22 protein-coding genes are annotated in these 25,043 nt (G+C 51.3%); 12 read left to right on the top strand and 10 right to left on the bottom strand.

The features are described from left to right. Positions 1 to 27 precede the first annotated feature (27 nt). The 4 genes from SD425_RS22325 to SD425_RS22310 form a co-directional block, all read right to left on the bottom strand. On the bottom strand, positions 28 to 594 hold the full coding sequence (locus tag SD425_RS22325) for a hypothetical protein (protein ID WP_324672412.1): 567 nt from the start codon (positions 592 to 594) through the stop codon (positions 28 to 30). A 91-nt stretch (positions 595 to 685) separates the two neighbouring features. Further along, positions 686 to 1,492: an N-acetylmuramic acid 6-phosphate etherase gene (murQ, locus tag SD425_RS22320; RefSeq protein ID WP_324672410.1), complete on the bottom strand. Its 807-nt coding sequence runs from the start codon at positions 1,490 to 1,492 to the stop codon at positions 686 to 688. Positions 1,493 to 1,541: 49 nt separating this feature from the next. Further along, a complete protein-coding gene (locus SD425_RS22315; protein ID WP_324672408.1) occupies positions 1,542 to 1,805 on the bottom strand; it encodes a cytochrome b5 domain-containing protein in 264 nt (87 codons plus the stop codon). Between the two features lie 117 nt (positions 1,806 to 1,922). Then, complete coding sequence (locus tag SD425_RS22310; protein ID WP_324672406.1) at positions 1,923 to 3,071, bottom strand: formimidoylglutamase; 1,149 nt, start codon at positions 3,069 to 3,071, stop codon at positions 1,923 to 1,925. Between the two features lie 153 nt (positions 3,072 to 3,224). Between SD425_RS22310 and SD425_RS22305 the strand changes: the two genes are divergently transcribed. The 6 genes from SD425_RS22305 (at position 3,225) to SD425_RS22280 (ending at position 11,573) form a co-directional block, all read left to right on the top strand. Continuing rightward, positions 3,225 to 5,003, top strand: a complete 1,779-nt coding sequence (locus SD425_RS22305; RefSeq protein WP_324672404.1) for a long-chain fatty acid--CoA ligase — start codon at positions 3,225 to 3,227, stop codon at positions 5,001 to 5,003. Between the two features lie 135 nt (positions 5,004 to 5,138). After that, positions 5,139 to 5,615, top strand: coding sequence for a MarR family winged helix-turn-helix transcriptional regulator (locus SD425_RS22300; protein WP_324672400.1), 477 nt, complete (start codon positions 5,139 to 5,141; stop codon positions 5,613 to 5,615). 61 nt (positions 5,616 to 5,676) lie between these two features. Next, positions 5,677 to 8,085 carry a 3-hydroxyacyl-CoA dehydrogenase/enoyl-CoA hydratase family protein gene (locus tag SD425_RS22295; protein WP_324672398.1) on the top strand — a complete coding sequence of 803 codons (2,409 nt, stop codon included), beginning with the start codon at positions 5,677 to 5,679 and terminating at the stop codon, positions 8,083 to 8,085. A gap of 44 nt (positions 8,086 to 8,129) precedes the next feature. Then, entirely contained in the window at positions 8,130 to 9,308 is a 1,179-nt protein-coding gene (locus tag SD425_RS22290; RefSeq protein ID WP_324672395.1) for an acetyl-CoA C-acyltransferase, read from the top strand. 30 nt (positions 9,309 to 9,338) lie between these two features. Next, the gene (locus SD425_RS22285; protein WP_324672392.1) at positions 9,339 to 9,650 is read left to right on the top strand and encodes a 50S ribosome-binding protein YggL; all 312 of its coding nucleotides are present in this window, start codon (positions 9,339 to 9,341) and stop codon (positions 9,648 to 9,650) included. A gap of 132 nt (positions 9,651 to 9,782) precedes the next feature. Beyond that, entirely contained in the window at positions 9,783 to 11,573 is a 1,791-nt protein-coding gene (locus tag SD425_RS22280; RefSeq protein WP_324672390.1) for an acyl-CoA dehydrogenase family protein, read from the top strand. An 86-nt stretch (positions 11,574 to 11,659) separates the two neighbouring features. Here the strand turns inward: SD425_RS22280 and SD425_RS22275 are convergent, their stop codons facing one another. Further along, positions 11,660 to 12,955: a hypothetical protein gene (locus SD425_RS22275; RefSeq protein WP_324672388.1), complete on the bottom strand. Its 1,296-nt coding sequence runs from the start codon at positions 12,953 to 12,955 to the stop codon at positions 11,660 to 11,662. Positions 12,956 to 13,508: 553 nt separating this feature from the next. Between SD425_RS22275 and SD425_RS22270 the strand changes: the two genes are divergently transcribed. Then, entirely contained in the window at positions 13,509 to 13,742 is a 234-nt protein-coding gene (locus SD425_RS22270) for a hypothetical protein (protein ID WP_324672385.1), read from the top strand. A gap of 43 nt (positions 13,743 to 13,785) precedes the next feature. Here the strand turns inward: SD425_RS22270 and recG are convergent, their stop codons facing one another. The 4 genes from recG to mutY form a co-directional block, all read right to left on the bottom strand. After that, the gene (recG, locus tag SD425_RS22265; protein ID WP_324672383.1) at positions 13,786 to 15,879 is read right to left on the bottom strand and encodes an ATP-dependent DNA helicase RecG; all 2,094 of its coding nucleotides are present in this window, start codon (positions 15,877 to 15,879) and stop codon (positions 13,786 to 13,788) included. Between the two features lie 102 nt (positions 15,880 to 15,981). Beyond that, entirely contained in the window at positions 15,982 to 16,575 is a 594-nt protein-coding gene (gene gldD / locus SD425_RS22260; protein ID WP_324672381.1) for a gliding motility lipoprotein GldD, read from the bottom strand. Positions 16,576 to 16,705: 130 nt separating this feature from the next. After that, on the bottom strand, positions 16,706 to 17,137 hold the full coding sequence (locus SD425_RS22255) for a single-stranded DNA-binding protein (RefSeq protein WP_324672379.1): 432 nt from the start codon (positions 17,135 to 17,137) through the stop codon (positions 16,706 to 16,708). Positions 17,138 to 17,229: 92 nt separating this feature from the next. Then, positions 17,230 to 18,240: an A/G-specific adenine glycosylase gene (gene mutY / locus SD425_RS22250; protein WP_324672378.1), complete on the bottom strand. Its 1,011-nt coding sequence runs from the start codon at positions 18,238 to 18,240 to the stop codon at positions 17,230 to 17,232. A 277-nt stretch (positions 18,241 to 18,517) separates the two neighbouring features. Between mutY and SD425_RS22245 the strand changes: the two genes are divergently transcribed. From SD425_RS22245 to SD425_RS22235, 3 genes are all read left to right on the top strand, one after another. Continuing rightward, positions 18,518 to 18,823, top strand: a complete 306-nt coding sequence (locus SD425_RS22245; RefSeq protein ID WP_086594261.1) for an HU family DNA-binding protein — start codon at positions 18,518 to 18,520, stop codon at positions 18,821 to 18,823. Between the two features lie 77 nt (positions 18,824 to 18,900). Beyond that, positions 18,901 to 19,809, top strand: a complete 909-nt coding sequence (locus tag SD425_RS22240) for a tetratricopeptide repeat protein (RefSeq protein ID WP_324672374.1) — start codon at positions 18,901 to 18,903, stop codon at positions 19,807 to 19,809. A 437-nt stretch (positions 19,810 to 20,246) separates the two neighbouring features. Then, positions 20,247 to 21,854, top strand: a complete 1,608-nt coding sequence (locus SD425_RS22235) for an Rne/Rng family ribonuclease (RefSeq protein WP_324672371.1) — start codon at positions 20,247 to 20,249, stop codon at positions 21,852 to 21,854. 102 nt (positions 21,855 to 21,956) lie between these two features. Here the strand turns inward: SD425_RS22235 and SD425_RS22230 are convergent, their stop codons facing one another. Beyond that, positions 21,957 to 22,631: a porin family protein gene (locus SD425_RS22230; RefSeq protein ID WP_324672369.1), complete on the bottom strand. Its 675-nt coding sequence runs from the start codon at positions 22,629 to 22,631 to the stop codon at positions 21,957 to 21,959. Between the two features lie 184 nt (positions 22,632 to 22,815). Here SD425_RS22230 and SD425_RS22225 point away from each other — a divergent pair, with 184 nt between their 5' ends. Together SD425_RS22225 and SD425_RS22220 are read left to right on the top strand one after the other, a co-directional pair. Beyond that, the gene (locus tag SD425_RS22225; RefSeq protein ID WP_324672367.1) at positions 22,816 to 23,730 is read left to right on the top strand and encodes a gliding motility lipoprotein GldB; all 915 of its coding nucleotides are present in this window, start codon (positions 22,816 to 22,818) and stop codon (positions 23,728 to 23,730) included. Between the two features lie 80 nt (positions 23,731 to 23,810). Further along, positions 23,811 to 25,040, top strand: a complete 1,230-nt coding sequence (locus SD425_RS22220) for a glycosyltransferase family 4 protein (RefSeq protein WP_324672365.1) — start codon at positions 23,811 to 23,813, stop codon at positions 25,038 to 25,040. Positions 25,041 to 25,043: the final 3 nt, after the last annotated feature.

Raw genomic sequence — 25,043 nt, 5'->3', positions numbered from 1 at the left:
CGGGTCTTCTGCCTTCAAGAGGAACAGCTAGCCTAGCCGCCGCTGAATTAGACCGTCTACTACGTCGAACAGCTTACGTGGCGCATAGGTGCGCCAGGGCAACTCATCAAGTTTCCCACCGAAGTTGACGTAGTTATCGATGTTGTACTGATGCATCTCACGGATGACGTGCTCTTGAAAGTTGATACCCGCGATCCAGCCGTCTTCCACGTCTTCAAACCACTCTTCGTAGTAGCTGTCGTCGGAGCCGTGGAAGTTGAACACGTTCTCGCCGATGAGGATAAACTTCCGAATACCCTCGTGCGTCATCAAGTCGATGATGTTACGCTTGAGCTGCATGATGTCATTCTCAATGGCATCGTTCCACTCGCCGATAAACTCGATGACGCCAAGACCTAGGTCGTAGTCGACGAATAAGATTTTCAGGAACAGCGTGTCCGACTCCAGACTATCCCACTGCGGGTGAATGTAGTAGCCGTAAATCGTATTGGTAAATGTGTCGAGGCTGTTCTCGGCTTCGAAAAGGGGCGAGCGAGGATCTTCTGATGCAGAATACTGCTCAATCCAGTTGTAGTGCGGCTCGATGGTATGCACAGGGGAAGCTGTTAGTTGTACTGATAAAAACGCACTGTGCTGCGTTCTGTTCCACCTAGCTGAAGAAATTTAGTTGATCGGTTAAGCCTTTCTACGGATTCTTATTTGCCTCCAGCGCTGCCCGTACCGAGCCGTGCTGCTTCAGCAAAGTGGCAGCCTCGGGTTGTTCAATACCTAGCTCGTCCATCAGCATCCGTTCGCCACGGTCGACGAGCTTGTGGTTGGAGAGCTGCATATCCACCATCTTGTTGCCCTTCACTCGACCTAGCCGAATCATGGTGGCAGTGGTAAGCATGTTGAGTGCAAGCTTTTGCGCGGTGCCAGCTTTCATGCGCGTGCTACCCGTCAGGAATTCCGGGCCTGTTACGACTTCCACCGGAAACTCGGCGGCGGCGGCTACGGCCGAGTCGGCGTTGCACACGATGCAGCCCGTTGCAATACCTTGCTGCCTAGCTTGTTGCAAACCACCAATGACGTACGGCGTGCGCCCAGATGCGGCAATGCCGACGAGCATGTCTTTCTCGTTGATGTTGTAGGCTTGCAAATCGCGCCAGGCTTGCTCGGTGTCGTCTTCAGCGTTTTCTACGGCTTTGCGAATAGCTGTGTCGCCGCCCGCAATGATGCCAATGACCAGCCCCTGCGGCACGCCAAATGTAGGCGGGCACTCCGACGCATCCAGAATACCTAGTCTTCCGCTTGTACCTGCGCCAATGTAAAATAGCCGTCCGCCCTCGCGGAGCCTAGCTACGGTGGCTTCTACCAAGGCCTCTATTTGGGGCAGTGCCTTGGCTACGGCAGCTGGCACCGTCTGATCCATGCTGTTGATGCCCGTGAGCAGCTCGTGCGTGGAAAGCGTTTCGAGATTGTTGAAGAGAGAAGGGCTTTCGGTAGTGCTCACGGATGGTGCAGTGGATGATGAGGAATAGTAAGCGATAAGCAGGTGTGCCTTAGCTACCAGATGGCACAGCGTCTTTCAGCCGACCAATAACTGGAAAATTATCAAATACATGCTCGGTATGCGGGGCATCTTGCTGCAATTCCTTCGTAAGATCTTGCCCCGCCCAATGTTCATAATGATTGCCACGGCGCCATAAGCGGGAACGGCTCACGTCATAAATCAGACCTAGGTACGCTACCCAGATTTCGTCGCGGTCCTGCCCATTGCGCAAGGAAAGCTGCGTCCGCGTGTATTCCGGTAGGTCAGGTATCATTGATGAATTAATAGTTGTCAATTAACAGGCACCAACTATGAGGAAGCAACTGCTGGCAAATGCACTTTTCAACGCTGGGGTGTAGACAAGTATTGACAACCGATCAATGACAAATTGCTAGCCCAGCAAGGCTTGCGTGAGATACCAACGGTTGGGCAAGATACCATGAACTGCCTCCTGGTACTCTTCATACGTGCAGGGCACAAGCCGCTTGAGAGTGCTGTTGGCCATACTTTCTACTTCCACCCACCACTTCTCGCCGTAGTTGGCTTTGTAGAACACTACCGTTTCAGGAGTGTCGGAGAGACTGACCAAGTAGCGTGTGAAGTTGGCACTTTGGAAATCTTTGTCCTTGCTGCGATGGTAGAAGCCTTCAATGAAGTACCAGAGCATGGTTGCTAGCGTCATGGCAGCTAGGCCTTGCTCGTCGTGGTCGGGGCGGTAGCCGTAGAGGCCAAAGCTGCTGAGATGGTCGCTGTGGCCGGCGTACCAAGCAAGCTGCGCGGCTTCTTCGCCCGTGAGGCCAAATGGGTTGGCCGGTTGATATGCTGGCGCGCTAATCCAGCGTAGCGCCGCCACATCAAAACTCACAAGGTCGGCTTGACGCAATAGCAACTCCGCTTGGCACACGTCCGCGTGGATTTCTCCTAGCCGCAGCTTCTCAAAATGCAGCTTTTCTAGGGCCACCAAGACATCGGGCGCCACCAGATACTGCTGATAGGCAAGCTGCACGAAGTTGAACAAGAAGTTAGGCTCGTACATAAGGATGCGCCGCAAATGCGCTTCCTCCTGAGGCGCGGAGGCATGCTCGGCCATATCGACCCGCGAATCGATGGCGGCAAAGCTGATCGGACGGTCCTGCGTTTCGTAGGCTAGAAACTGCCCGTAGTCTAGGTCGGGGCTACCGCCCACCAACAGCGGCAGCGTGTTGTGCTCCAGTAGCATTGCCACAATCTCGCGCAGCCGCAGGTACGTGTCTTCCAGGGTGAGGCCGGGGCGCAAGTTGCCGAGGTCAACCAAGCGCACGGAGCTGGTACCTTTCTGTAATTGGTAGAAGCGGCTACGCACTTCGTCGGCACCGTGCACGGCAGGAGCGCCGAGAGCACTACCGCGCCATTCGTCCAAGCCGATGATAGCTAGGTCTGCATTGCGCCAGTCCGGAAAATTATCTACGAATGGCGAGGCACAGATGGCCAGCGTGGAGAGAGTAGAACCAGAAGCGATAAGTTCCTCGCGAAGCGGGTCAAAGAAAAGGGCCAGGTTCATTGAACGCAAAAAAACAACTAAGCAAAACTACACAAAACCCCGTAGCGCTTCAGCGGCTTTGGTACTCTTCCGCAGCCTAAGCAAGAACGAAACGCGTTTTTCCAGTAAAAAACTATTACTTTAAACTGTAATTCCCACCCTTGTGCCTTTTGTATGGAAGTGCGCCGCACATTTGATATCCTACCCAATCAGCTCACGAATTTTCCTAAACCTGATTGCCTTACCGCCAAAATAGACGGCAGTTGGCAAAAAACGAGTACCCAACAGGTTCAGGATTTGGCGAATCAGGTAAGCCTGGGCCTGCTGAAGCTAGGGGTACAAAAAGATGATAAAGTGGCTATCATCTCAATGAACCGCCCCGAGTGGATGCTGGCCGATTTTGGTATTGCGCAAATCGGAGCCGTGAGCGTGCCCATGTACCCGAGCATCACTGTGGAAGACTATAAGTACATCTTCCGTGATGCCGGCGTGAAAGTGGTGTTTGTGGCCGACCACAAGCTCTACGACAAAGTGCAGGAAGCTACTGCCGAACTGCCGGAGGTCGAGCACATCTTCTCCTTCGATAAGTTGCCAAACGCGCGTCATTTTGACGAGTTGCTGAACCTAGGTAAGCAAAGTGACGCACAGCTGCTGGAGCCGCTGAAGGCCGCTGTGCAGCCTGATGATCTGCTCACGCTCATTTACACGAGCGGTACCACCGGCAGCCCGAAAGGCGTGATGCTCACACACAACAATATCCTGAGCAACTGCCGTAGCGCGCAACCCTATGTGCCCGTTACTAAAGCAGATAAAGCCCTAAGTTTCCTGCCGCTCTGCCACATTTTTGAGCGTATGGTGACCTACATCTACATGATCAATGGTGTGAGCATCTACTACGCCGAGAGCATGGAGAGCATTGCCGAAAATCTGCGTGAGGTAAAGCCCCAGATCTTCACGACCGTGCCGCGTTTGTTGGAGAAAGTGTACGACAAGATCGTGGCGAAAGGCCACGAGTTGGAAGGCGCAAAGAAAAGCTTGTTTTTCTGGGCCTTGAACCTAGGTCTGAAGTACGACACGCAGCAAAGCCAAGGCTTCCTCTACAATACCCAGCTGACGTTGGCCAATAAGCTCATCTTCAATAAGTGGCGCGAGGCGCTGGGCGGAGAGTTGCGCTGTATTGTGTCGGGCGGCGGAGCCTTACAGCCGCGTTTGGCGCGGGTGTTCTGGGCGGCGGGCATTCGGGTGATGGAAGGCTACGGTCTGACCGAGACCTCGCCCGTTATTGCTGTGGGCGGCTACGAACCTGAAAACAACATGATTGGCACCGTTGGACCGCTGATTGACAACGTAGAGGTTAAGCTTGCGCCCGACGGCGAGATTTTGACCCGATCAGCATCGGTGATGAAAGGCTACTACAACCGCCCCGACCTCACCAAAGAGACCATCGACGCCGATGGCTGGTTTCACACCGGCGACATCGGCGAATTCGTGAATGGTCGTTTCCTGAAAATCACCGACCGCAAGAAGGAGATGTTCAAAACTTCGGGTGGCAAGTATATCGCACCCCAGGTGATTGAAGGGAAAATGAAGGAGTCGCCGCTAGTGGAGCAGGTGATGGTGGTGGGTGCCGACCAGAAGTTTCCGGCTGCGCTGGTAATACCGTCGTTCGATGACCTGCGTAACTGGTGCAAGCGCAACAACGTGGAGTGCAGCGGTTCAGCAGAAGAGCTGGTGAAAAACGAGCAAGTGGTAAAGCTCTACGAGGATTTGGTGAAGAAATACAACCAAAACTTCGCCCATTGGGAGCAGGTCAAGAAGATTGTGCTGCTGCCGCGCCTTTGGACCGTGGAAACCGGTGAAATGACGCCTACCATGAAGCTGAAGCGGAAAATTATCACGGAGAACAACAAAGAACTGATCGAGAGCCTGTATCATCAGGGCGTACATCACTGAAGTAGCTAGGCTGCTATAAGCAAGGGTCAACGACAAGCTAATGACCAAAGCTGTCGTTGACCCTAACTTTTTTCTCTTAAATTAGTATGCAAGCATACTATATTCTTTGTAGATTTACCGGACTTCGCCCCTCCTATGAAACCGGAAGAAACCGTTGATTATAACATCAAAGTAGCCTGGCACGCTATTTCACGCATGTACAATGCGCAAGCTGCCAAGTACGACATTACGACCAGTATTGGCTTCGTGCTGCTGAATATTGATCAGGAAAATGGTACGCCCGCTACTAAGATTGCGCCGCTGCTTGGGCTCGAGACACGCAGCCTGACGCGCATTCTGCGCAGCATGGAGGAGAAAGGCCTGATCTACAAACAAGCTGATCAGTTAGATAAACGCTCGGTGCGCATCTTTCTGACACCAGAAGGCTTGAAGAAAAAGGAAATCTCGCGGCAGACGGTACGTCACTTCAATCTGAAGATCCGCGAGAAAGTTTCTCAATCGCAGCTCGACGTGTTCTTCAAAGTAGTTGGGCAGATCAGCGGCATGATTGAAGGCAAAACGCTGTTCGACGATTTTATTCTGAAGCCTCACCCTGAGAAAACTTCTGCCTAGGCTAGGGAGAAGTTTCCTCAATTATTTCTTCGCTCATTCTCTCACCCACTTCCTTTCTGGAATGAACCGAACCATCAAGAAAGTTGCCGTGCTCGGCTCCGGCGTTATGGGGTCGCGCATTGCGTGCCACTTCGCCAACATTGGCGTGCAAGTGCTGCTACTCGACATTGTGCCCCGCGAGCTGACGGCCGACGAACAAGCCAAAGGCCTGACGCTGGAAGCCCCCGCCGTGCGCAACCGCATCGTAAACAGCTCCTTGCAGGCTGCCGTGGCGAGTAACCCCTCGCCGCTCTACCGCAAGGCAGATGCTACCCGCATCAAAACGGGTAACTTCGACGACAACCTAAAAGATATTGCCTCCTGCGACTGGGCCATTGAGGTCGTGGTCGAGCGCCTTGATATCAAGCAGAGCTTGTACGAGAAGGTCGAGAAGGTTCGCAAGCCTGGCACCCTCATTACGTCGAACACTTCCGGCATTCCGATTCACCTGCTGGCGGAAGGACGTTCCGACGACTTCAAGAAAAACTTCTGCGGCACGCACTTCTTCAATCCGCCCCGCTACCTGAAGTTGCTTGAAGTTATACCAACGCCGGAGACTGATCCGGCTGTGGTTGATTTCCTGATGCACTACGGCGACTTGTACCTAGGTAAGACCACCGTGCTGGCCAAAGACACGCAAGGCTTCATTGCTAACCGTGTGGGCGTGTTTGCCATGCTCGACGTGATGCAGAACATGCAGAAGCTAGGTCTGACGGTAGAAGAAGTCGACAAGCTCACCGGGCCAGTAATTGGCCACGCGAAGTCTGCTACCCTGCGCACGTCGGATGTCGTAGGGCTGGACACGACTATTAACGTGACCAACGGCCTAGCCCAAGGTCTGCCAAACGACGAAGCTAAAGAAGTATTCCAGTTGCCTGACTTCGTGCAGAAGATGGGCGAGAACAAGTGGCTTGGCGATAAAACTGGCCAGGGCTTCTACAAGAAGGTGAAAGGGGAGGGCGGCAAGTCCGAAATCTACGCCCTCGACCTAGCTACGATGGAGTACAAGCCGAGTCAGAAGGTGAAGTTCCCTACGCTGGAGTCTACTAAACTCATCGAAAAGCTGTCGGACCGCTATAAGGTGCTGGTTGGCGGCAAAGACAAGGCGGGCGAGTTTTACCGGAAGATGTTCGCGGGCTTGTTTGCTTACGTGAGCAACCGCATCCCCGAAATCACCGACGCGCTTTATAAGATTGATGATGCGCTACGAGCTGGTTTTGGCTGGGAGCAAGGCCCTTTCGAAACCTGGGATGCCCTAGGTGTGCAGAAAGGCTTGGAGCTGGCTAAAGCGGAAGGCAAAACGGTAGCGCCGTGGGTGGAGGAGATGCTAGCTGCCGGCAACTCGACTTTCTATAAAGTATCGGAGCAAGGCGCGAAGCAATTCTATGACCCCGAGTCGAAGAGCTACCAAGCTATTCCGGGCGTCGAGAACTTTATCATTCTCGAAAACCTGCGCTCGGCCGGCAAAGTGTTGTGGAAGAACTCGGGCGCCAGCGTTATCGACTTAGGTGACGGCATCTTGAACGTGGAGTTCCATAGCAAGATGAACGCCATGGGCTCGGATGTGATTCAAGGCCTGATGAAAGGCGTAGACATGGCTGAGCAAGGCTATGAAGGGTTGGTTGTCGGTAACGACGCGCCGAACTTCTCGGCGGGCGCTAACCTAGGTCTGGTGTACATGTTTGCGCTGGAGCAGGATTACGACGAACTGAACCTGATGATTCGGCAGTTCCAGCAAGCCATGATGCGCATGCGCTACAGCAGCATTCCGGTAGTGGGCGCGCCGCACGGTTTGAGCCTAGGTGGCGGCTGCGAGCTGAACCTGCACTGCGACCGAGTAGTAGCGGCTGCCGAAACCTACATGGGTCTCGTGGAATTCGGCGTAGGCCTGATTCCCGGTGGTGGCGGTACCAAGGAAATGACCTTGCGCACAGCAGCTAAGTACGAGGAAGGCGAGCCAGAATTTAACCTGCTGCGCAACACCTACATGACCATCAGCACGGCCAAGGTTTCGACGTCGGCCGCCGAAGCCTTCGACCTAGGTTTCATGCGTCGTGGCGACGAAGTGGCGGTGAACAGCAACCGCGTTATTGCCCAAGCCAAAGCCGCCGCGCTGGAGCTAGCGAGTGCGGGCTACACCCAGCCCACGCAGAAAACCAACATCAAAGTGCACGGCACGGGTGCGCTAGCCATGTTCCTGACTGGTGTGCATGCCATGCGGGAAGGCAACTACATTTCCGATCATGATGTTAAGATAGCGAACAAGCTAGCCTACGTCATGACCGGCGGAGACCTGTCGTACCCGACGGAAGTGAGCGAACAGTACTTGCTGGATTTGGAGCGCGAAGCCTTCCTCAGCCTGTGTGGCGAGCGGAAAACGCTGGAACGTATTCAGAGCATTCTGACCACCGGCAAGCCCTTGAGAAACTAGCGCTAGGCTAGCTCTGATTCTCTACTTTCTTCAAGACTAAAAACATGAACGCATATATCGTAGCTGGCTACCGCACAGCGGTTGGGAAAGCAACCCGCGGTGGCTTCCGTTTCACGCGTCCCGATGACCTTGCTGCCGAGGTCATTAAGCACTTGGTTGCTTCTGTGCCTCAGTTAGATCCGGCACGCATTGATGATGTAATCGTCGGTAATGCAGTACCCGAGGCCGAGCAAGGTTTGCAAATGGGCCGCATGATTTCACTATTGGCGCTGCCCATCAACGTGCCTGGCCTGATCGTGAACCGCTATTGCGGCTCGGGCATCGAAACCATTGCCATGGCGGCCGGCAAGATTACGGCTGGCATGGCCGACTGCATTATTGCGGGCGGCACTGAAAGCATGAGCATGGTGCCCACCGTTGGCTGGAAAACGGTTCCGAACTACAAGCTAGCTCAACTGCATCCTGATTACTACATCGGCATGGGCTTGACAGCTGAAGCGGTGGCAAATGACTACAAGATTTCGCGTCAGGACCAGGACGAATTCTCTTACAACTCGCACCAGAAAGCCATTAAGGCCATCAAGGAAGGCAAGTTCAAGAAGCAGATTCTGCCGATTACGGTAGATGAAACCTACGTCGATCAGGCTACAGGCAAGAAGAAAACCCGTTCGTTCGTGGTAGACACCGACGAGGGCCCACGCGCTGATACCTCCATGGAGGCCTTGGCACGCCTCAAGCCTGTGTTCGCAGCCAACGGCACGGTTACAGCTGGCAACTCTTCTCAAACCTCCGACGGTGCCGCATTCGTGCTCGTAATGTCGGAGCGTATGGTAAAGGAGCTAAATCTGGAGCCAATTGCCCGTATGGTAGCCTATGCTTCGGAAGGCGTAGACCCACGCATCATGGGTATGGGGCCAATCAAAGCCGTGCCGAAAGTGCTGAAGCAAGCCAACATGCAGCTAGCCGACATCGACTTAATCGAGCTGAATGAAGCTTTTGCTTCTCAATCCATTGCCGTAACACGCGAGCTAGGTATCGACCCCGATAAGCTCAACGTGAACGGCGGCGCCATTGCCCTAGGTCACCCGCTGGGTTGCTCGGGTGCCAAGCTCAGCATTCAATTATTCGACGAACTGCGCGAGCGAGGCCAGAAGTACGGCATGGTCACAGCCTGTGTAGGTGGTGGCCAGGGTGTAGCTGGTATTTATGAGCTGCTAAAGTAATCTAACGTAGGTAAAGCCAGTCTGCTTGCCTTGAAAAAACGACTGCGTAAAAAGAAATACCTAGGTGAGTTTTACATCCAACAATGGTGGATCTCCTGTACGTTTCAGCTAGGCTTGAGTGAAGCTAGAGTGAGTGAGATAAAGGAGCAATTTTCAGAGTTGGCTAACGAACAAAGATTCTTTGTCTTTATAGCAGGCAATGCCGAAAGTTGTTCATTCATTCTCGATGGTACTCGACACTACAAAACACCTACTGAAACGCAGCGTCAGGTAATGTCTTCTTTCTTGCAGAACATACCCGAGGTCGTCAGCATCGAAGACCACGGGCTAGGCCAACTGTAATTAAAATCAAAGAACAACAAAAAGAAAACCCCGCGAAACCGGGGTTTTCTTTCCTCAAAATAGGCTGCAAGCCTAACAAATTTTCGTAAATTAGAACCTTCTTCCCCTTTCATATTCAACGCTCACCCAGCCATGGAAGTATCAAACAAAGCAGTCATCAAAGGCGGCGAGTTTATCATCAAAGAAACCGACGCCCAAGACGTTTTCACACCCGCTGAGTTCTCCGAAGAGCAGCGCCTGATGTATCAGACTTGCCTCGACTTCGTGAACAACGAGGTAAACCCGCTTCTGGAGCGCCTCGACAACCACGAAGAAGGTCTGATGGAAGACCTCATGAAAAAAGCTGGTGAGCTAGGTCTGTTCGGCGTGAGCATCCCGGCGGAGTACGGCGGTTTCGACATGGACTTTAACACGGCCCTGCTCGTGACCGAAGGCGTGGGTGGCGGCCACTCGTTCCCAGTAGCTTTCGCGGCTCATACTGGTATCGGTATGCTGCCGATTCTGTACTTCGGCACCGAGGAGCAGAAGCAAAAGTATATTCCGAAGCTAACGACTGGTGAGTGGATCGGGGCCTATTGCCTCACCGAGCCCGGCTCTGGTTCCGACGCTCTGGGCGCCCGTAGCAAAGCCGTGCTAAGCGAGGACGGCCAGAGCTATGTTTTGAACGGCCAGAAGATGTGGATTACGAACGCAGGCTTCGCGCATGTGTTCATCGTATTTGCACAAGTTGATGGCGACAAGTTCACCGGCTTCATCGTAGAGCGCGACACGCCTGGTTTGTCCTTCGGCAACGAGGAGCACAAAATGGGTATCCGTGGCTCTTCGACCCGTCAAGTCTTCCTTTCTGATGTGAAGGTGCCAAAGGAAAATGTGCTGGGTGAGATTGGCAAAGGCCACCTCATTGCGTTCAATATCCTGAACATTGGCCGTATTAAGCTAGCAGCTGCTTGCCTAGGTGCTACGAAGCGCGTAGTAACTACTAGCGTGAAGTATGCCAATGAGCGAGTGCAGTTCAAGTTGCCGATTTCCAAGTTCGGCGCTATTCGCCACAAGTTAGCTGAGCAGGCCATCCGCACGTATGCAGTCGAGTCAGCTATCTACCGCGCTGGCATGGACATTCACCGTATGGAGCAAGAGCTGCTCGCCCAAGGCAAGAGTCACAGCGAAGCGCTGCTAGGTGCCGCCCGCGAGTTTGCCGTTGAGTGCGCTATGTTGAAGGTAGAAGGCTCTGAAGTGCTTGACTTCGTGGTAGATGAAGGCGTGCAGATTTTTGGTGGATACGGCTTCTCGGCCGATTACCCAATGGACCGCGCTTACCGCGACTCGCGTATCAACCGCATCTTCGAAGGCACCAACGAGATCAACCGAATGCTAGCCGTCGATATGATCTTGAAAAAGGGTCTGAAAGGTGAGCTAGATCTGATGGGTCCTGCTCAAGCCGTGCAGCAAGAACTAATGGCTATTCCAGACTTTGGCGCCGAAGAGCCTACTGGACTGTTTGCCACCGAGCACAAAACTATCAAGAACCTTAAGAAAGCTATCCTGATGGTAGCCAGCACAGCCGTTCAGAAGTACATGAACTCGTTGGCTAAAGAGCAGGAAGTGCTGATGAACATCGCCGACATGGCTATCAAGGTATATACTGCCGAAAGCACCGTGCTCCGTGTGGAGAAAGAAGCTGGCGAAAAAGGCGAGGAAGCACTGGCGAACCAGATCGATATTGCTCGTGTGTACTTGTCTGACGCCGTCGATTTGGTGAATAAGTTTGGCAAAGACGCCATTGCCTCCATGACCGAAGGAGATGAGCAGCGCCTGTTAGCTCTAGGCTTGAAGCGCTTTACCAAAGCCGAGCTGTTCAATGCCAAAGAAGCACGCCGTCGCATTGCGTCTGCTATGATCGAGGCAAACGAGTACGTATACTAAGCTAGCCTAGGTACTCAACTAAATACAAAAAGGCCACTCCTGACTTAGGAGCGGCCTTTTTGTATTCTGTAGTAGGGCAAACTTGATTACTTTAACACAATCTTATTCAACATTAGGGCAGCCGACTTCTTACTAGGACGGCTTACACCGATAAGTGTTTGCGCATCGAGCCACGCCGTAAAGTCTTTGACGTAAGCTAGCTGCTGGTCACTTGCCACTTTTAATCCGAGACCTTTCGCGGGCTGTACAACACCGGTCTGGGCATTCACCGAGCGCACATATAAGTCCGACTTGCCCTTGATCTTTTCTTGCGTCAAAAGCTGAACGTTGGGACCAAATACGGTGGCTTTATAGCCAATACCTGCAAATGACTCCGCTGGCGGTGCTACTTGGTCTTTGGCAATGATGGTGTGCCAGGTAGGAGCTTCGAATTCGTTGTAGCCAAACAGGTGCAGTTCCTTAGTCCGGACAGGTGACTCGTCGCCACCTTCCTCGTATTTCTTCTCCGCCACGAGTACAAGTTGCTTTTCTTCAGTGAGCAGTATGTCAGAGAGATAAATGTCTTCTAAGCGCTTGCTACTACCCTGGGTTGCTTTGTTTACTTCAGCTAGGTACTCGGGTGTAAACCGGAACTCATCCGCAAACTTCATAGTGCCCTCGCCATTAAAGTCAAACTTCACCAGTTTCAAGCTGTAATACTGACCTGTTAGGCGCTCGGTGCAAATAGCAGCGACATACAAATTGTTATCCGCCTGCGTCGAAATTTTGGTATCAAATACCGTGATGGCCTTACCTCCGAAGCTACCGCCTACAGCTACCGACATTACTTTTACATCTTGATTGTCATTGCGGTAGCGACGCACACTAAGCTTCTTCATCTCATCACTGATAATAGTGACGTATTGTGTGCCATCATTGCCCAGCGAAACGGTAGGGGAGAAGAAGGAGCCTAGGTCGTGGAAGTCGTAGGTGCGGTCTTTGAGCTTGGCAAGCTGCTCGTCATACACACTTGCTGTGATAGCGCGAATCTGCTCCTCGCGGGTTGCATAGCTCCAGGCTACCAGCTTCGTGCCGTTGGGCGAAAAAGCCACTCCCGGATGCCGGTCGCGGGCTCCTGTTTCCACGAGCTTTTTGAGTGGTGCTTTCTGTCCAGTAGCTAGGTCAATTGCCTGCGCCGATAAGGTCTGGGATGCATTCGTTTTGCTATAAATAACAACGAGCGCCTGCCGAGTACCGCACGCGAAGCCATCGATACGCTCGGCATCTGAGACCGGCACTGTAGCCGACCAGGTTTTTTGTAAATCAGCGCTGTAGCGTTCGACGGCGTATTCAGTAGCTGACTTGTGCGCCAATATCAGGAAGCTGCCACCGGCAAGGGACAATGTTTTCTGCGGTACACGCTGGTTATAACGATCATCTGACCGCTCGGGTAAGTAGCTAAACGGAACAGATTTTACTTTCTGCGCCTGTGCTGTGCCGGATACTAAATTGAGGCATAAAAGGTAGCTAAGTAGAAGAATGGTAACCCGCACAACAATAATCAGTTAAGTGAAACAGTTTAAGTAAAAGCGAAAAAACTTTGCCAAAGGCAACAACCAAACCTAATCTTCCATCGTAAAATGCGTCGTTTGAACGGGTATATTAGGAGATGCTTATTTATTTACATTTCCTTAATACCAACACAACGATCCGTCAGAGACAAAGCCTTTACCTTAGCGGTAGGTAGGAGAGTGGTGATAAATCTGGCGAAATTTATAAAATCTAGGTTTTTTACACAGAGTTGCTGTGTACAGCCTTGGGTACGAAATGTTGAGCTTACGGATGAGATATTGGCAACGTGTTGATTTTCTAACTCTTCTGCCTACTTATTATGTAGTTCAACACTTTGGCCTTAACTTTGCCCCGCTATAGGCATAATCCAAGTAGTTAAGAATTATGAAATCGTTACTTCGTTTTGCTCTGCTTTTCGCGCTTATTATCGTCGGTAAGCTCACCAAGCAGTCCGTTATTGCCCGGGATACTGCAAAGCTGTTACACCGTAATACTTCTTTGTTAATGCCAACCAGATCTTTCTTCACGCGCCAGGTGTCACTGCCAATAGCACCTGTTAGCTCCGAGCAGTTTTGGCGTACCAATGACAAGTTAGAGCAGCAAGTTCAGTTTGAGTAAGCGACTTATAGTCGCTTTTTTTATGGTAGCCGCAAACTAAAATTTAGCTGATGCGGCTCCAGTTTACGGCTGTTGCAGGTAGTGATTCTATGTGCCTCCGGATGTTAAAATTCTCTGGTTTGGCCAGATCCGGATCATCATCTAGCAGCTGTTGGGCAGCTGCTCTCGACTCGCTCAGGATGCGTCCATCTTTGGCTAAGTCGGCAATAAGTAGGTCTAGCACACCACTCTGCTGAGTGCCCATCAGGTCGCCAGGGCCACGTAGCTTCAAATCAATGTCGGCAATTTCAAAGCCGTTGTTGGTTCGCACCATGGTTTCGAGGCGGATACGACTGTCTTTACTCAGCTTGTAGCCGGTCATCAGAATACAATAGCTCTGCTCAGCACCACGGCCGACCCGGCCCCGTAGCTGATGCAGCTGAGAAAGACCGAACCGCTCCGCGCTTTCAATAACCATCACCGATGCATTCGGGACGTTGACGCCTACTTCGATTACGGTAGTAGCAACCATGATCTGCGTCTCTCGCTTCAAAAAGCGTTGCATTTCAAAGTCCTTTTCCTCCGCCCGCATACGGCCGTGCACGACGCTGATCTGAAACTCGGGAAAGGCTCGTGCTACACTTTCATAGCCGTCCGTGAGGTCTTTGTAATCCATTGTCTCGCTCTCTTCGATGAGCGGGTACACAATGTATACTTGCCGGCCTAGGTTGATTTGGTCACGCAAAAACTGAAACACTTTCAAGCGGTTAGCATCGTACCGATGTACCGTCACGATGGGTTTACGACCCGCCGGTAGCTCATCAATTACAGACACGTCGAGGTCGCCATACAGCGTCATGGCCAGCGTACGCGGAATGGGCGTGGCCGTCATGACCAACACGTGCGGAATGATACTGGGGTTCTTCTGCCAAAGCTTCGATCGTTGCGCTACGCCAAAACGGTGCTGCTCATCCATGATGGTCAGACCTAGGTTGCGGAACTGCACCACATCTTCGAGTAGGGCGTGTGTGCCTACCAGCATGTGCATTTCTCCGCTCCGCAACTGCTCGTGCAACACGCGTCGCTCACTCGTGCGTGAAGAGCCAGTAAGCTTGCCTAGCTTGATGCCGAGCTGATCAGCGTACTGCTTTAAGCCAACGTAGTGCTGATCGGCCAAAATCTCGGTGGGGGCCATCAAGCAGCTTTGAGCACCGTTGTCGGCGGCCATTAACATAGAAATAAATGCCACAATCGTTTTACCCGAGCCCACATCACCCTGCAGCAGCCGGTTCATCTGCTTGCCCGAGCAAAAATCTTTGTAGATGTCGTGGATAACCCGCTTTTGAGCACCAGTCAGGTCAAAGGTTAAGTGGTTCTTGTAGAAGTCTACAAGAGAAGGAACCTCCCTGAAAATTTGCCCAGCTAACGTCACTTTGCGCTGCGTTTTCTGGCGTAGCAGCTTAAGCTGAACGTAAAATAGCTCCTCAAACTTAAGCCGAAATCGAGCTGCCTGCAGCAGCTCGGTACTTTGCGGAAAGTGTATTTGCTGAAGTGCATCCGCCTTACTCATCAGCCCATAGTGCCGCACCAGTTCCGGCGACAACGATTCCTGGATGTGCGGAACAGCAAGCTTAAGCAAGTCGGCCACCATGCGCATAATAGCTTTGCTATCAACGCGATGATAGTTCTTTAGCTTTTCGGTGGTGTTATAAACAGGCTGTAGAAAGCTCTGGCCTGCTTTGGCTTCGGTTACTTCCTCCAGCTCTGGGTGCGACATCTGTGGCTTGCCGTTGAAGAAAGTTGGCTTACCAAAAACGATGTACTCTTGATGGTTTTTAACGATGTTTTGAAGCCACTTTACTCCTTTGAACCACACAAGTTCTAGTTCACCACTCGCATCCGCTACTTTCGCCACAAGGCGTTGTTTAGGGCCTTCGCCCAATATTTCGCGTCCGCGCAAAATGCCTTTCACTTGCACATAAGGCAAGTCGTCGTGCAGGTCGACGATGTTATAAAACTGAGTACGGTCGAGGTAGCGAAAGGGGTAGCGCTGAATAAGGTCGCCGTAAGTGAAAATTTCTAGCTCCTTCTGCAAGAGCTGAGCACGTTGCGTGCCTACCCCCCGCAAATTCTCAATCTTGGTATTAAAAAAACTCATGTGTTCAGTTGACAACTACCAAGTAACACGTGACTGGAAAAATGTGAGCAGCTGTATCGCAAAACTACTTTTATCAAATGTTAGTTGATAGATGAGAATCGATTACTTGTACTGCAACGTGTTGAGCAGGCGTACAATATCTTTCTTGACGTAGTCGATGACGGGCGCTAGCGAATCGTTGGATGTAGCAGTTGGGAAGTATAGTGCGCCGCGGAAGAAGTGTCGTGTGCTGTCAGTCGTATAAAACTGGAATTGACTAGGTACTTCGCCGGACAACTCAAATACCGATACACGCATTCCATTTGGCGTTTGTAACACTTTTTCATCAATGGCAGAAGCCTTGATCTGGTGCTTGCTCGTGAGTTTGCGCGCGTCCTCCAAAAGCTTGTTAAACACCTGCGGATTGCGATTTATGGCGGCGTAGGTAATCTGCACGCTGGCATGATACTGCGGGTAGTACAAGTTAATCCAGTGCGGCTGAGCTAGGTAAGACGAGTCGCGAAGTACCCGCGCATAGCGTGAGTACTCAAACGTATAAGGATGACCCGGGGCCAGTTGCTGGTAGCTATGCGGGGGCAAGTCAATCCGGTTATAGCCCTTTGGCTTGGGCGTGTAATCGGAAGTAGAAGTGCAGGCAACAAGTAGAAGCCCGGTCAGCGCAAAGCATGCGGAACGCAGAAATGAAAATGGTAGCATTCGAAAAATGCGGGTTTACTTCTCAAAGGTAGCCCGAAACGGCTGGCTCTGGCACCAATAACGCAAAAAGCCCCAGCTACGTGCCGGGGCTTTGCTAAAGAAAAATTTATGCCCTTTTAAGGGAGGTAAATTAAAAAGGAAGTTGATCGAGTTCCGGTTCTTGCCGGAACGTTTGTGCCTCTGGAGCCGCAGCGTCGGTGACAGGCTCAGCTTGTTGGTCTGCCTGCGGCCGGCCACCTAGCATGGTTAGCTCCTCGGCTACTATCTCGGTGATGTAGCGCGTCTGGTTATCCTTGTCCTGGTATTGCCGCGTCCGGATACGACCTTCAAGATACACCTGTTGTCCTTTGCGCAGGTACTTTTCGGCTACCTCTGCCAAGTCACGCCACAGGGCAACGTTGTGCCACTCCGTCCGCTCAACACGGTTACCACTTTTATCTTTGTAGTAATCATTGGTGGCGAGCGTAAACCGGGCTACTGTAGTACCTCCTTCGAGGTGACGTACTTCCGGATCTTTGCCTAAGTTTCCAACCAAAATTACTTTGTTAACTCCTGCTGCCATACTTGCTAAAAAGGCTGTTTAAAGAAGAGAATAGGGTTATTTTCTTCTTTAAAGATACCAAAATAGCGTCAATTTGCCAAGCCAAAAAGCTCCTAAAAACTCGTCTTTTGCAAGTAATTAACGATGAGAATAGGCTTGGGTAATTGCTCTGCTTCAGCGGCGGTAAAGGGGGCTAAGCCTGACCCAATAAGGGCCTCGTCAGGCAATGGTTCGCTTAACCAAATGGGTTGAAACTTCGCCTCTACTTTCTGATGACTGAGTACGTGTCGGTACGTTTCGGTAGGCTCTGCCACCCGGTTAGTAGCAACAGTACCACCTAGCTTTTCCACGGCTTCTAGAACTTCTACTGCAGGTAATGTAGGCGCGTCTGTTTCGGTTAGTGCGAAATCGTAGAGCCCCTGCCAGATATCTTTTGCTGCGCGTTTGCGCAGATAGATTGTGTCGCCATAGCGAAGCACCAGGTAGTGGAAATAGCGAGTGCGTCCGGCTTTGGCCTTGCTCTTCACCGGTAGCTCGTTTACCATTCCGTGCTGGAAGGCAAAGCACTGGCTCTGTAGCGGGCAGAACAGGCAATCTGGATTAACGGGGGTACACTGAATAGCTCCGAACTCCATGATAGCCTGGTTGAACTGATCTGGCGCGTCAGCTGAAATCAGGGAGTCGGCTAGCTGCTGAAACTGCTTGCGTGTTGCCGGCGCCGCAATGTCGGCCGTTATGCCAAATACCCGCGCCAGCACCCGATAAACGTTACCATCGAGCACCGCTACCTTTTCACCAAAGGCAAAGGAGGCAATTGCCGCCGCCGTGTACTGGCCCACGCCACGCAGCTTCAGTAGTTCCGCATACGTATTCGGAAACTGGCCATCATACTCACGCACTACTTGTTGGGCCGTATGGTGCATGTTGCGAGCCCGCGAATAGTAGCCTAGGCCCTGCCAGTGACGAAGTACTTCGTCTTCAGACGCCGCGGCTAGGTCATGAACAATAGGATAGGTAGTGATGAAATCGTGGTAGTAGGGGAGCCCTTGGCGAACACGAGTTTGTTGCAGAATGACTTCGGAAAGCCAGATGGCATAAGGGTCGCGGGTCTGGCGCCAAGGCAAATCGCGTCGATGGCGCGGGTACCAATCCAATAAAACTGGCGCGAAATATGAATGAGCGGGAACGGAATGATTAGTGGTCAAGTTTTTGAATCAGAAAGGCTTGCCGGAAGGTCGACAGCTAAAGTTGGTTTAGAATAGAAGTATTGTAAAACCAAAAAAGGGGGCTACCTTTGTGGCCCTAATTCCAAAGCGAACAGCTTACCGGGCAAGGGCTTACGTTTCAGAATGACATTTTTTGCCCAACACATTTTTTTCACTACATAGTACACTTACCAGCGTGACTAAAGCAGAAGTAATCGCCGAAATCGCCGACAAGACCGGCATTGAAAAAGCAGACGTTTCGGCTACCGTAGAGGCCTTTTTCAAAGTTGTGAAGGATTCGATGGCCGATGGCAGCAACATCTACGTGCGCGGCTTTGGAAGCTTCGTAAACAAGAAACGGGCAAAGAAAGTCGCCCGGAACATCTCGAAAAATACGTCGATCATCATCGACGAGCACTTCATTCCTAGCTTCAAGCCTTCGAAAACCTTCATCAGCAAGATTAAGAACAGCAAGAAGATTAAGGAAGAAGCGCAAGCCTAAAATCGTTTCTTCGTAACATTGCCGGCCGTGCCGCCGGGCATTCCACAACTGGGAGCCCGGCGGCCTGCTTTTTCCTCATGGCTCGTTCTTCTTCGCATCAATTTATTGTTCTGACCGTTGCTGTTGCCTTAACAGCGGGTTTGTTTCTATTGCCGAAGGTAATTGTTAAGCCTAAGGAAGGAAAAGGAGAGCTTACGCAAGATGCAGCTCGTACGGCTAACCGAGACGGCGGCGGACCTGCGGTAAACGGGTCTAAGGCAGTTGCTTCATCGGGTGAACAGCCTACGGTTGCGGCTGGGGCAACGCCAGAACAGCCGCACATGGCTATTGGTGCCACTCAGCGACGTGAACTCAGTCAGTTGCTGCACAAGTACAATGCGGAAGGAGATCCTACAGCTAAGCTCCGCCTAGCTACCGATCTGGCCGTCAAGTACAAAGCTGCTGAGAAGTTCGATAGCGCCGGTTATTACTACGAGCAAGTAGCACAGGCTCGGCCTGGCGAACAAGCTTGGAAACGGGCCGCTGACGAATACTTTGAAGCGTTTAGCTTTGCTGCAACGGAAGAGCGCGCTAAGCTTCTGGGCGCTAAAGTAAGAGATCTGTACGATCGGGTGCTGAAAAACAACCCCGATAACCTTGACGCTAAGACCAACCTAGGTATGGCCTATATGGCGAGCGACAATCCGGTGCAAGGCGTTACCTTGTTGCGAGAAGTACTCGCTACTGATCCTCGCAACGAGAAAGCACTGTACAACTTGGGCGTGCTGTCTATTCAAAGTAACCAGTACGACCGAGCCGTAGAACGTTTCCGTGAGTTAATCAAAGTAAACCCAGATAACGTAAACGGACAGTTTTATCTAGGAGTGGCACTAGCTCAAACAGGCGCTAAAGAAGAGGCGAAAGCCGCTTTCTTGAAGGCCAAAAGCTTGAGCACAGATCCTAGTCTTGCCGCCTCGGTAGACGAGCAGCTTCAAAAACTACAGTAGAGAAACATTGTTCTATGGTTCAGCTAATAGGTGAGTAGTAGTTAAGCAATTCTCTAAAACAGAATTTGCTATTTTGCAGTCACTTTATTTGGTGCGATCATTCTCAACATCAAGTCATTTAACAATCAACCACTTAACCTCAAAAACACATGCCCTGCGGTAAAAAAAGAAAGCGTCATAAGATTGCTACCCACAAACGGAAAAAACGCCTACGTAAGAACCGTCATAAGAAGAAGTAAGCCCTCAGGGGTATGCTGGCGGGACTTTTCTCATAATTAGTATCCCGCTTATCTCTCATTTAGTATCCCCGAGAGTGGCTATAAGTTTACTTTCCTGCTGCTTAGAAGGGAAGCTGGCGCACTGCGCTGGCTTCCCTTTGTGGGTTTCAGGCGGTGAGCAAGACCACCTTAAAGGGAAATACTATAACTACCGATACATTGAGTAACGAATTAGTCATTAATTCTACTCAGGAAGGAGAACGAATTGCTCTGCTTCAGGATAAGCGGCTTATCGAATACCATTTCGACCGCAACGACACCAACTATTCTGTTGGTGACATTTTCCTGGGCACTGTCAAGAAAGTTATGCCCGGTCTGAACGCAGCGTTCATTGACATTGGGTACCAGAAGGACGCTTTTCTACACTATGGCGACCTAGGGGAACAATTTCCCTCGCTCACCAAATGGGTGAAAGGTGTTCAATCGCAGAAAATTACCGTCGGGGCTCTGAAGAATTTTCAGTTAGAAGGGCCACTCGATAAAGTCGGTAAGGCTGCCGACGTGCTCAAGAAGGGCCAGCAAATGCTGGTTCAGATTGTAAAAGAGCCTATCTCGACGAAAGGTCCGCGCCTTTCAACGGATATTTCAATGGCGGGTCGTTACCTCGTACTCGTACCATTTTCCAATACTATCAGCATTTCCAAAAAGATTGTAAGCAAGACAGAGCGTGAGCGCCTTAAGCGGCTCATTGCTTCTATCAAGCCCGACAATTTTGGTGTCATTATCCGTACCGTAGCCGAAGGTCGTGAGGTAGCGGAGCTCGATAAGGATATGCAGAGCATGGTAGCTAATTGGGAACAGCTCTTCCAGACCCTACGCACCGCTAAGGAGCGTGACAAAATACTGGGAGAATTGGGCCGCACTAGCTCTATGATTCGTGATATGCTTAACGAGTCGTTCGATGCCATTACGGTAGACTCGGCGCCGATGTACGAGGAGATGCATGGGTATTTGGAGAAGATTGCGCCCGATAAAGTGAACCTGCTACGCCACTACACTGGTAAGGTGAAGTTGTTTGAGCAGGTTAATATCGAGAAGCAGCTAAAAACGCTTTTTGGCAAGACCGTAACTGTGCCCGGCGGGGGCTACCTCGTTATTGAGCACACGGAAGCGTTGCACGTGATTGACGTAAACTCGGGCAACAAGAGCAACCAAGAAAACGATCAGGAAGCTACTGCCTTAGCCGTAAACCTAGCCGCGGCCAAGGAAGTAGCGCGCCAATTACGCTTGCGTGATATGGGCGGCATTATCGTCGTCGACTTTATTGATATGAAGTCGCCTGAGAGCCGTAAGAAAGTGGAAGATGCCGTAAAGGACATCATGAAAGCGGATAAAGCACGCTTCACTATTCTACCCATTACCAAATTTGGCTTGCTACAGATTACGCGGCAGCGGGTACGCCCTGCCGAGAACATTGTGACCGGCGAAGTATGCCCGACTTGCGGAGGTACGGGCAAAATATCGGCTTCTATTTTGGTGACCGACGAAATTGACAACAGCATCGAAGATTTGCTGGTGACACAAAATCAATCGGGCATCACTTTGTTTGTACACCCATTCTTGCATGCTTACTATACCAAAGGATTGGTGTCGAAGCAAATGAAGTGGTATTTGAAATACTACAAGTGGGTGAAGGTGATGAAAGATACCAGCTTAGGCCTCACTGATTACCGGATTGAAGACGAGCGCGGCGAAGAGATTGAAATACATTCTTCGGCTGCCGCAATGGCTCGTTTGCAAGACCGCGAAGTAGAGATCACAGATTAACGGTTTTTCTGCGAAAACCCTCCTGAATAAGAAGAAAGCCCGTGTTGCTCTGGAATGAGCAGCACGGGCTTTTTCGCAAGAAGCTAGGTTACGAAACGAAGCTTAGAACTTAATACCTAGGTCCAAAGCAAACTCGTTATTCTTGATGGTCACGCCGTTGTACTTACGCGTGTTATCGAAGTAGCGGTCAATGTTCACGAGGCCTCGGTGATAAGAAATACCCGCTAGAAGCTTGGTACTCTGGCCTACTTGGTACTCAACTCCAAAAGCCCCTAGCAGCGAAGCATCCGGAAAGATGACGTACTTCAGCGCCTTAGTCTCCCCGGCAGCAGTGCCGGGGTCATCAAAGAACTTCTTGTCGTTGATTTTGCCTGAAATACCGACGTTGGCCGAGCCACCTACTTGGAAGTAAAGCTTAGTATCGGGTGCAACATCGTTTGTGTATAGCTTCACGGTGAGGGGCAACTCTAGGTACTGAACACTATACTCCCGTTCCTGCTTGGTTCCAAGCACATCGTCTTGGTAGGAGAGGGAACCGCCTTTGCCCGTTAGCATCAAGCCTGTGCTGAATGCATAGTTCTCACCGAAGAAATAATCAACAATTACTCCGCCTCCAAGTCGCAGCTTAGAGCCTTCGGACTGAAAGTTGGTAGCAGAAGGAGAGTTAGCACTTAAGTGCGCTAAGCTAGGAGATACTTTCAAGCCAATTTCGACCTGGGCGGAAGCAATGGTGGCAGAAGTTCCTACGAAGAGTAAGCTGAGAAGCGTTTTTTTCAAAGTCATAGAGTACGAAATACAAAGAATATTACTTGAGGGAGTTTCTTTGGCTATTTTCGCCTCAAAGATAGAAGCGTGCACCTACAATAAAGCCCGAATGCGCCTACGCCTAATTACGTTGTTTAGTTCTTGGTTATTACTAGTTAGTTGTAATAAATCAAATACGTGTGAGCTTAACCCGGAGGTGGCGAAAGTAGACGCTCCTGTGCAAATAGAGCGACTGGAAGGCTCCTTCTTCCGGATTCGAAATCAAACGGATGCCAAGCAATTCTTGCAGCAACACCAACTATTCGCAAACCAGTTTTTGCAGCAGCGTCAATATCCTTCGCAAGAAGTATTGGCGGGCACATTGGTGAAGCTTGCTACTAATAATGGCTTGCAGAAGCTAGGCAAGGAGGCAGAAGCTGAGTTCAAGGACACCAACAAGCTGCAAGGTGAGCTGAAGCAGTTATTTCAGCATGTGCGCTATTATTTCCCGTCGTTTCGAGTGCCACCCGTGAAGACATTTGTGAGCGGCCTGAGTCAGGATCTGTTCGTGAATGATAGTCTTATGGTAATTAGCCTCGACTTTTTTGTGGGGCCAAAAGCTAGCTATCGTCCTAACGTGCCCGGTTATATTCTGCGGCGATATACGCCGGCGCATTTGTTACCAACGGTGGCGTTGGCAATATCGAGTAAATACAACAAGCATGAGTTGACCAATCAAACGATGCTCAGTGAGATGGTGCAGTTTGGTAAGTCACTTTACTTTGCTGAGAGGGTACTACCCTGCACGCCCGATTCAGTTATCATTGGCTATACGGCCAAAGAGCTAGCCGGCGTCGAATTCAACGAAGGCAAAGTATGGGCGCACTTCTTGGAGAAAAACCTACTTTATAACACCAGCCCATTTACTGTTCAAAAGTATGTGGGCGAGCGGCCCGACGTTCCCGAAATTGATAAGACGGCGCCAGGACGCATAGGTGCGTGGGTAGGCTGGCAGATTGTACGCAAGTATATGGCGGAGCATCCTAGCGTAACCCTGGCCCAGCTTATGTCTGACAAAAACGCGCAACACATCCTGAACGAATCGCGCTATCGACCTAAGCGGCGGCAGTAGGTTTAAAATTGTTGAGTGCTACATGTTGATTGACAATGCATTCTTGAAAAACTCAACATTCAACACTCAATATCTCACAGGTGCACATTGCCGTTTTCAGTCAGTACCATACGAATCCCGACTGCCCAGCAACTAGCCGGCATTATTCGTTGCTGACGCATATTGCACGTACGCACCGGGTCACGCTCATCACCACTCGCACCTGGGAAGCGCAACGCCTGACACAGCAGTATTCCTGGCTACCCGAAGGCGTGGAAATGCGAGCAGCAGATGTGCCTTATCAGAACAAAATGGGCGTGGCGAGACGGGGGCTAGCTTTTGCTCGCTATGCTGCTTACGCCATACGTGAGGGACTGCGCATCGATAAGCCCGACGTTATTTGGGGAATCAGTACCCCTTTAACGGCCGCTTGGGCAGCAGCGCAAGTAGCACGATGGCGCCAAGTGCCGTGGGTCTTTGAGGTGCAGGATCTGTGGCCTGCTTTCCCGATTCAGATGGAGGCCATACCTAGGTTCACCTGGAGAGAGCTATACAAGATGGAACGTAAGCTATACCAGCAAGCGAAGACCATCATGACACTTTCGCCGGATATGACGAGCTACGTGCAGGCGGTGGGGCAGATGGCTAAAAATCCGTGGTCGTTTACTCCTGATAAGGTGCAAACGGTGCTCAATGGAACCGACCTCGACCTAGCCGCAGCAGCCACCAATGAGACCGTTGCGGCGTTGCGGCAGGAGCTAGGTCTTACTGATGATCAGCGGGTAATTCTATACGCGGGAACCTTCGGGCGGGCAAACGATATTCCCACGCTCGTGCAAGCAGCGGAGCAACTCGCTGCTACTTTGCCCAATGTAGTGTGGCTTTTTATGGGTCATGGCTTTTATGAGCCGCTTATCCGTGAGGTGGCTGAGCGCTGCTCGGCTGTTCGCTTAGTAGTGCCGCAGCCACGGCATGCCGTATTCGCGTGGTTTCAGTTGGCTTCTCTATCCATCGTGTCCTTCCTAGATCTGCCGGTGTTAGATACTAATTCACCCGCGAAGCTATACGATAGTCTATCCGTTGGCACACCGGTGATTGTGACCAATGACGGCTGGACCAAGAACTTGGTAGAACAATATGCGTGTGGGTGGTACGTGCGGGCTGGTGATGCGGCCGCTCTGGTAGAACAGCTAAGGCACGTGCTAGCTCAACCAGCCTTGTTGGAGCAGGCTGGTAAAAACGGACGTGTACTAGCCGCTGAACAGTTCGACCGCACAAAAATAGCAGCAGACGTGCAGCAGGTCTTGGAGCAGGCTGCTCGACATGTTTGAATC

Source organism: Hymenobacter sp. GOD-10R, from assembly GCF_035609205.1.
GTDB lineage: Bacteria > Bacteroidota > Bacteroidia > Cytophagales > Hymenobacteraceae > Hymenobacter.
This window is presented reverse-complemented; position numbering and strand designations above follow the sequence as displayed.

Coding starts and splice junctions, on each gene's coding strand:
- SD425_RS22310 (WP_324672406.1), bottom strand. CDS start 3,071: ATGAACCTGGCCCTTTTCTTTGACCCGCTTCGCGAGGAACTTATCGCT.
- SD425_RS22240 (WP_324672374.1), top strand. CDS start 18,901: ATGGCTCGTTCTTCTTCGCATCAATTTATTGTTCTGACCGTTGCTGTT.
- SD425_RS22290 (WP_324672395.1), top strand. CDS start 8,130: ATGAACGCATATATCGTAGCTGGCTACCGCACAGCGGTTGGGAAAGCA.
- SD425_RS22280 (WP_324672390.1), top strand. CDS start 9,783: ATGGAAGTATCAAACAAAGCAGTCATCAAAGGCGGCGAGTTTATCATC.
- gldD (WP_324672381.1), bottom strand. CDS start 16,575: ATGCTACCATTTTCATTTCTGCGTTCCGCATGCTTTGCGCTGACCGGG.
- SD425_RS22305 (WP_324672404.1), top strand. CDS start 3,225: ATGGAAGTGCGCCGCACATTTGATATCCTACCCAATCAGCTCACGAAT.
- recG (WP_324672383.1), bottom strand. CDS start 15,879: ATGAGTTTTTTTAATACCAAGATTGAGAATTTGCGGGGGGTAGGCACG.
- SD425_RS22295 (WP_324672398.1), top strand. CDS start 5,677: ATGAACCGAACCATCAAGAAAGTTGCCGTGCTCGGCTCCGGCGTTATG.
- SD425_RS22255 (WP_324672379.1), bottom strand. CDS start 17,137: ATGGCAGCAGGAGTTAACAAAGTAATTTTGGTTGGAAACTTAGGCAAA.
- SD425_RS22315 (WP_324672408.1), bottom strand. CDS start 1,805: ATGATACCTGACCTACCGGAATACACGCGGACGCAGCTTTCCTTGCGC.
- SD425_RS22270 (WP_324672385.1), top strand. CDS start 13,509: ATGAAATCGTTACTTCGTTTTGCTCTGCTTTTCGCGCTTATTATCGTC.
- SD425_RS22300 (WP_324672400.1), top strand. CDS start 5,139: ATGAAACCGGAAGAAACCGTTGATTATAACATCAAAGTAGCCTGGCAC.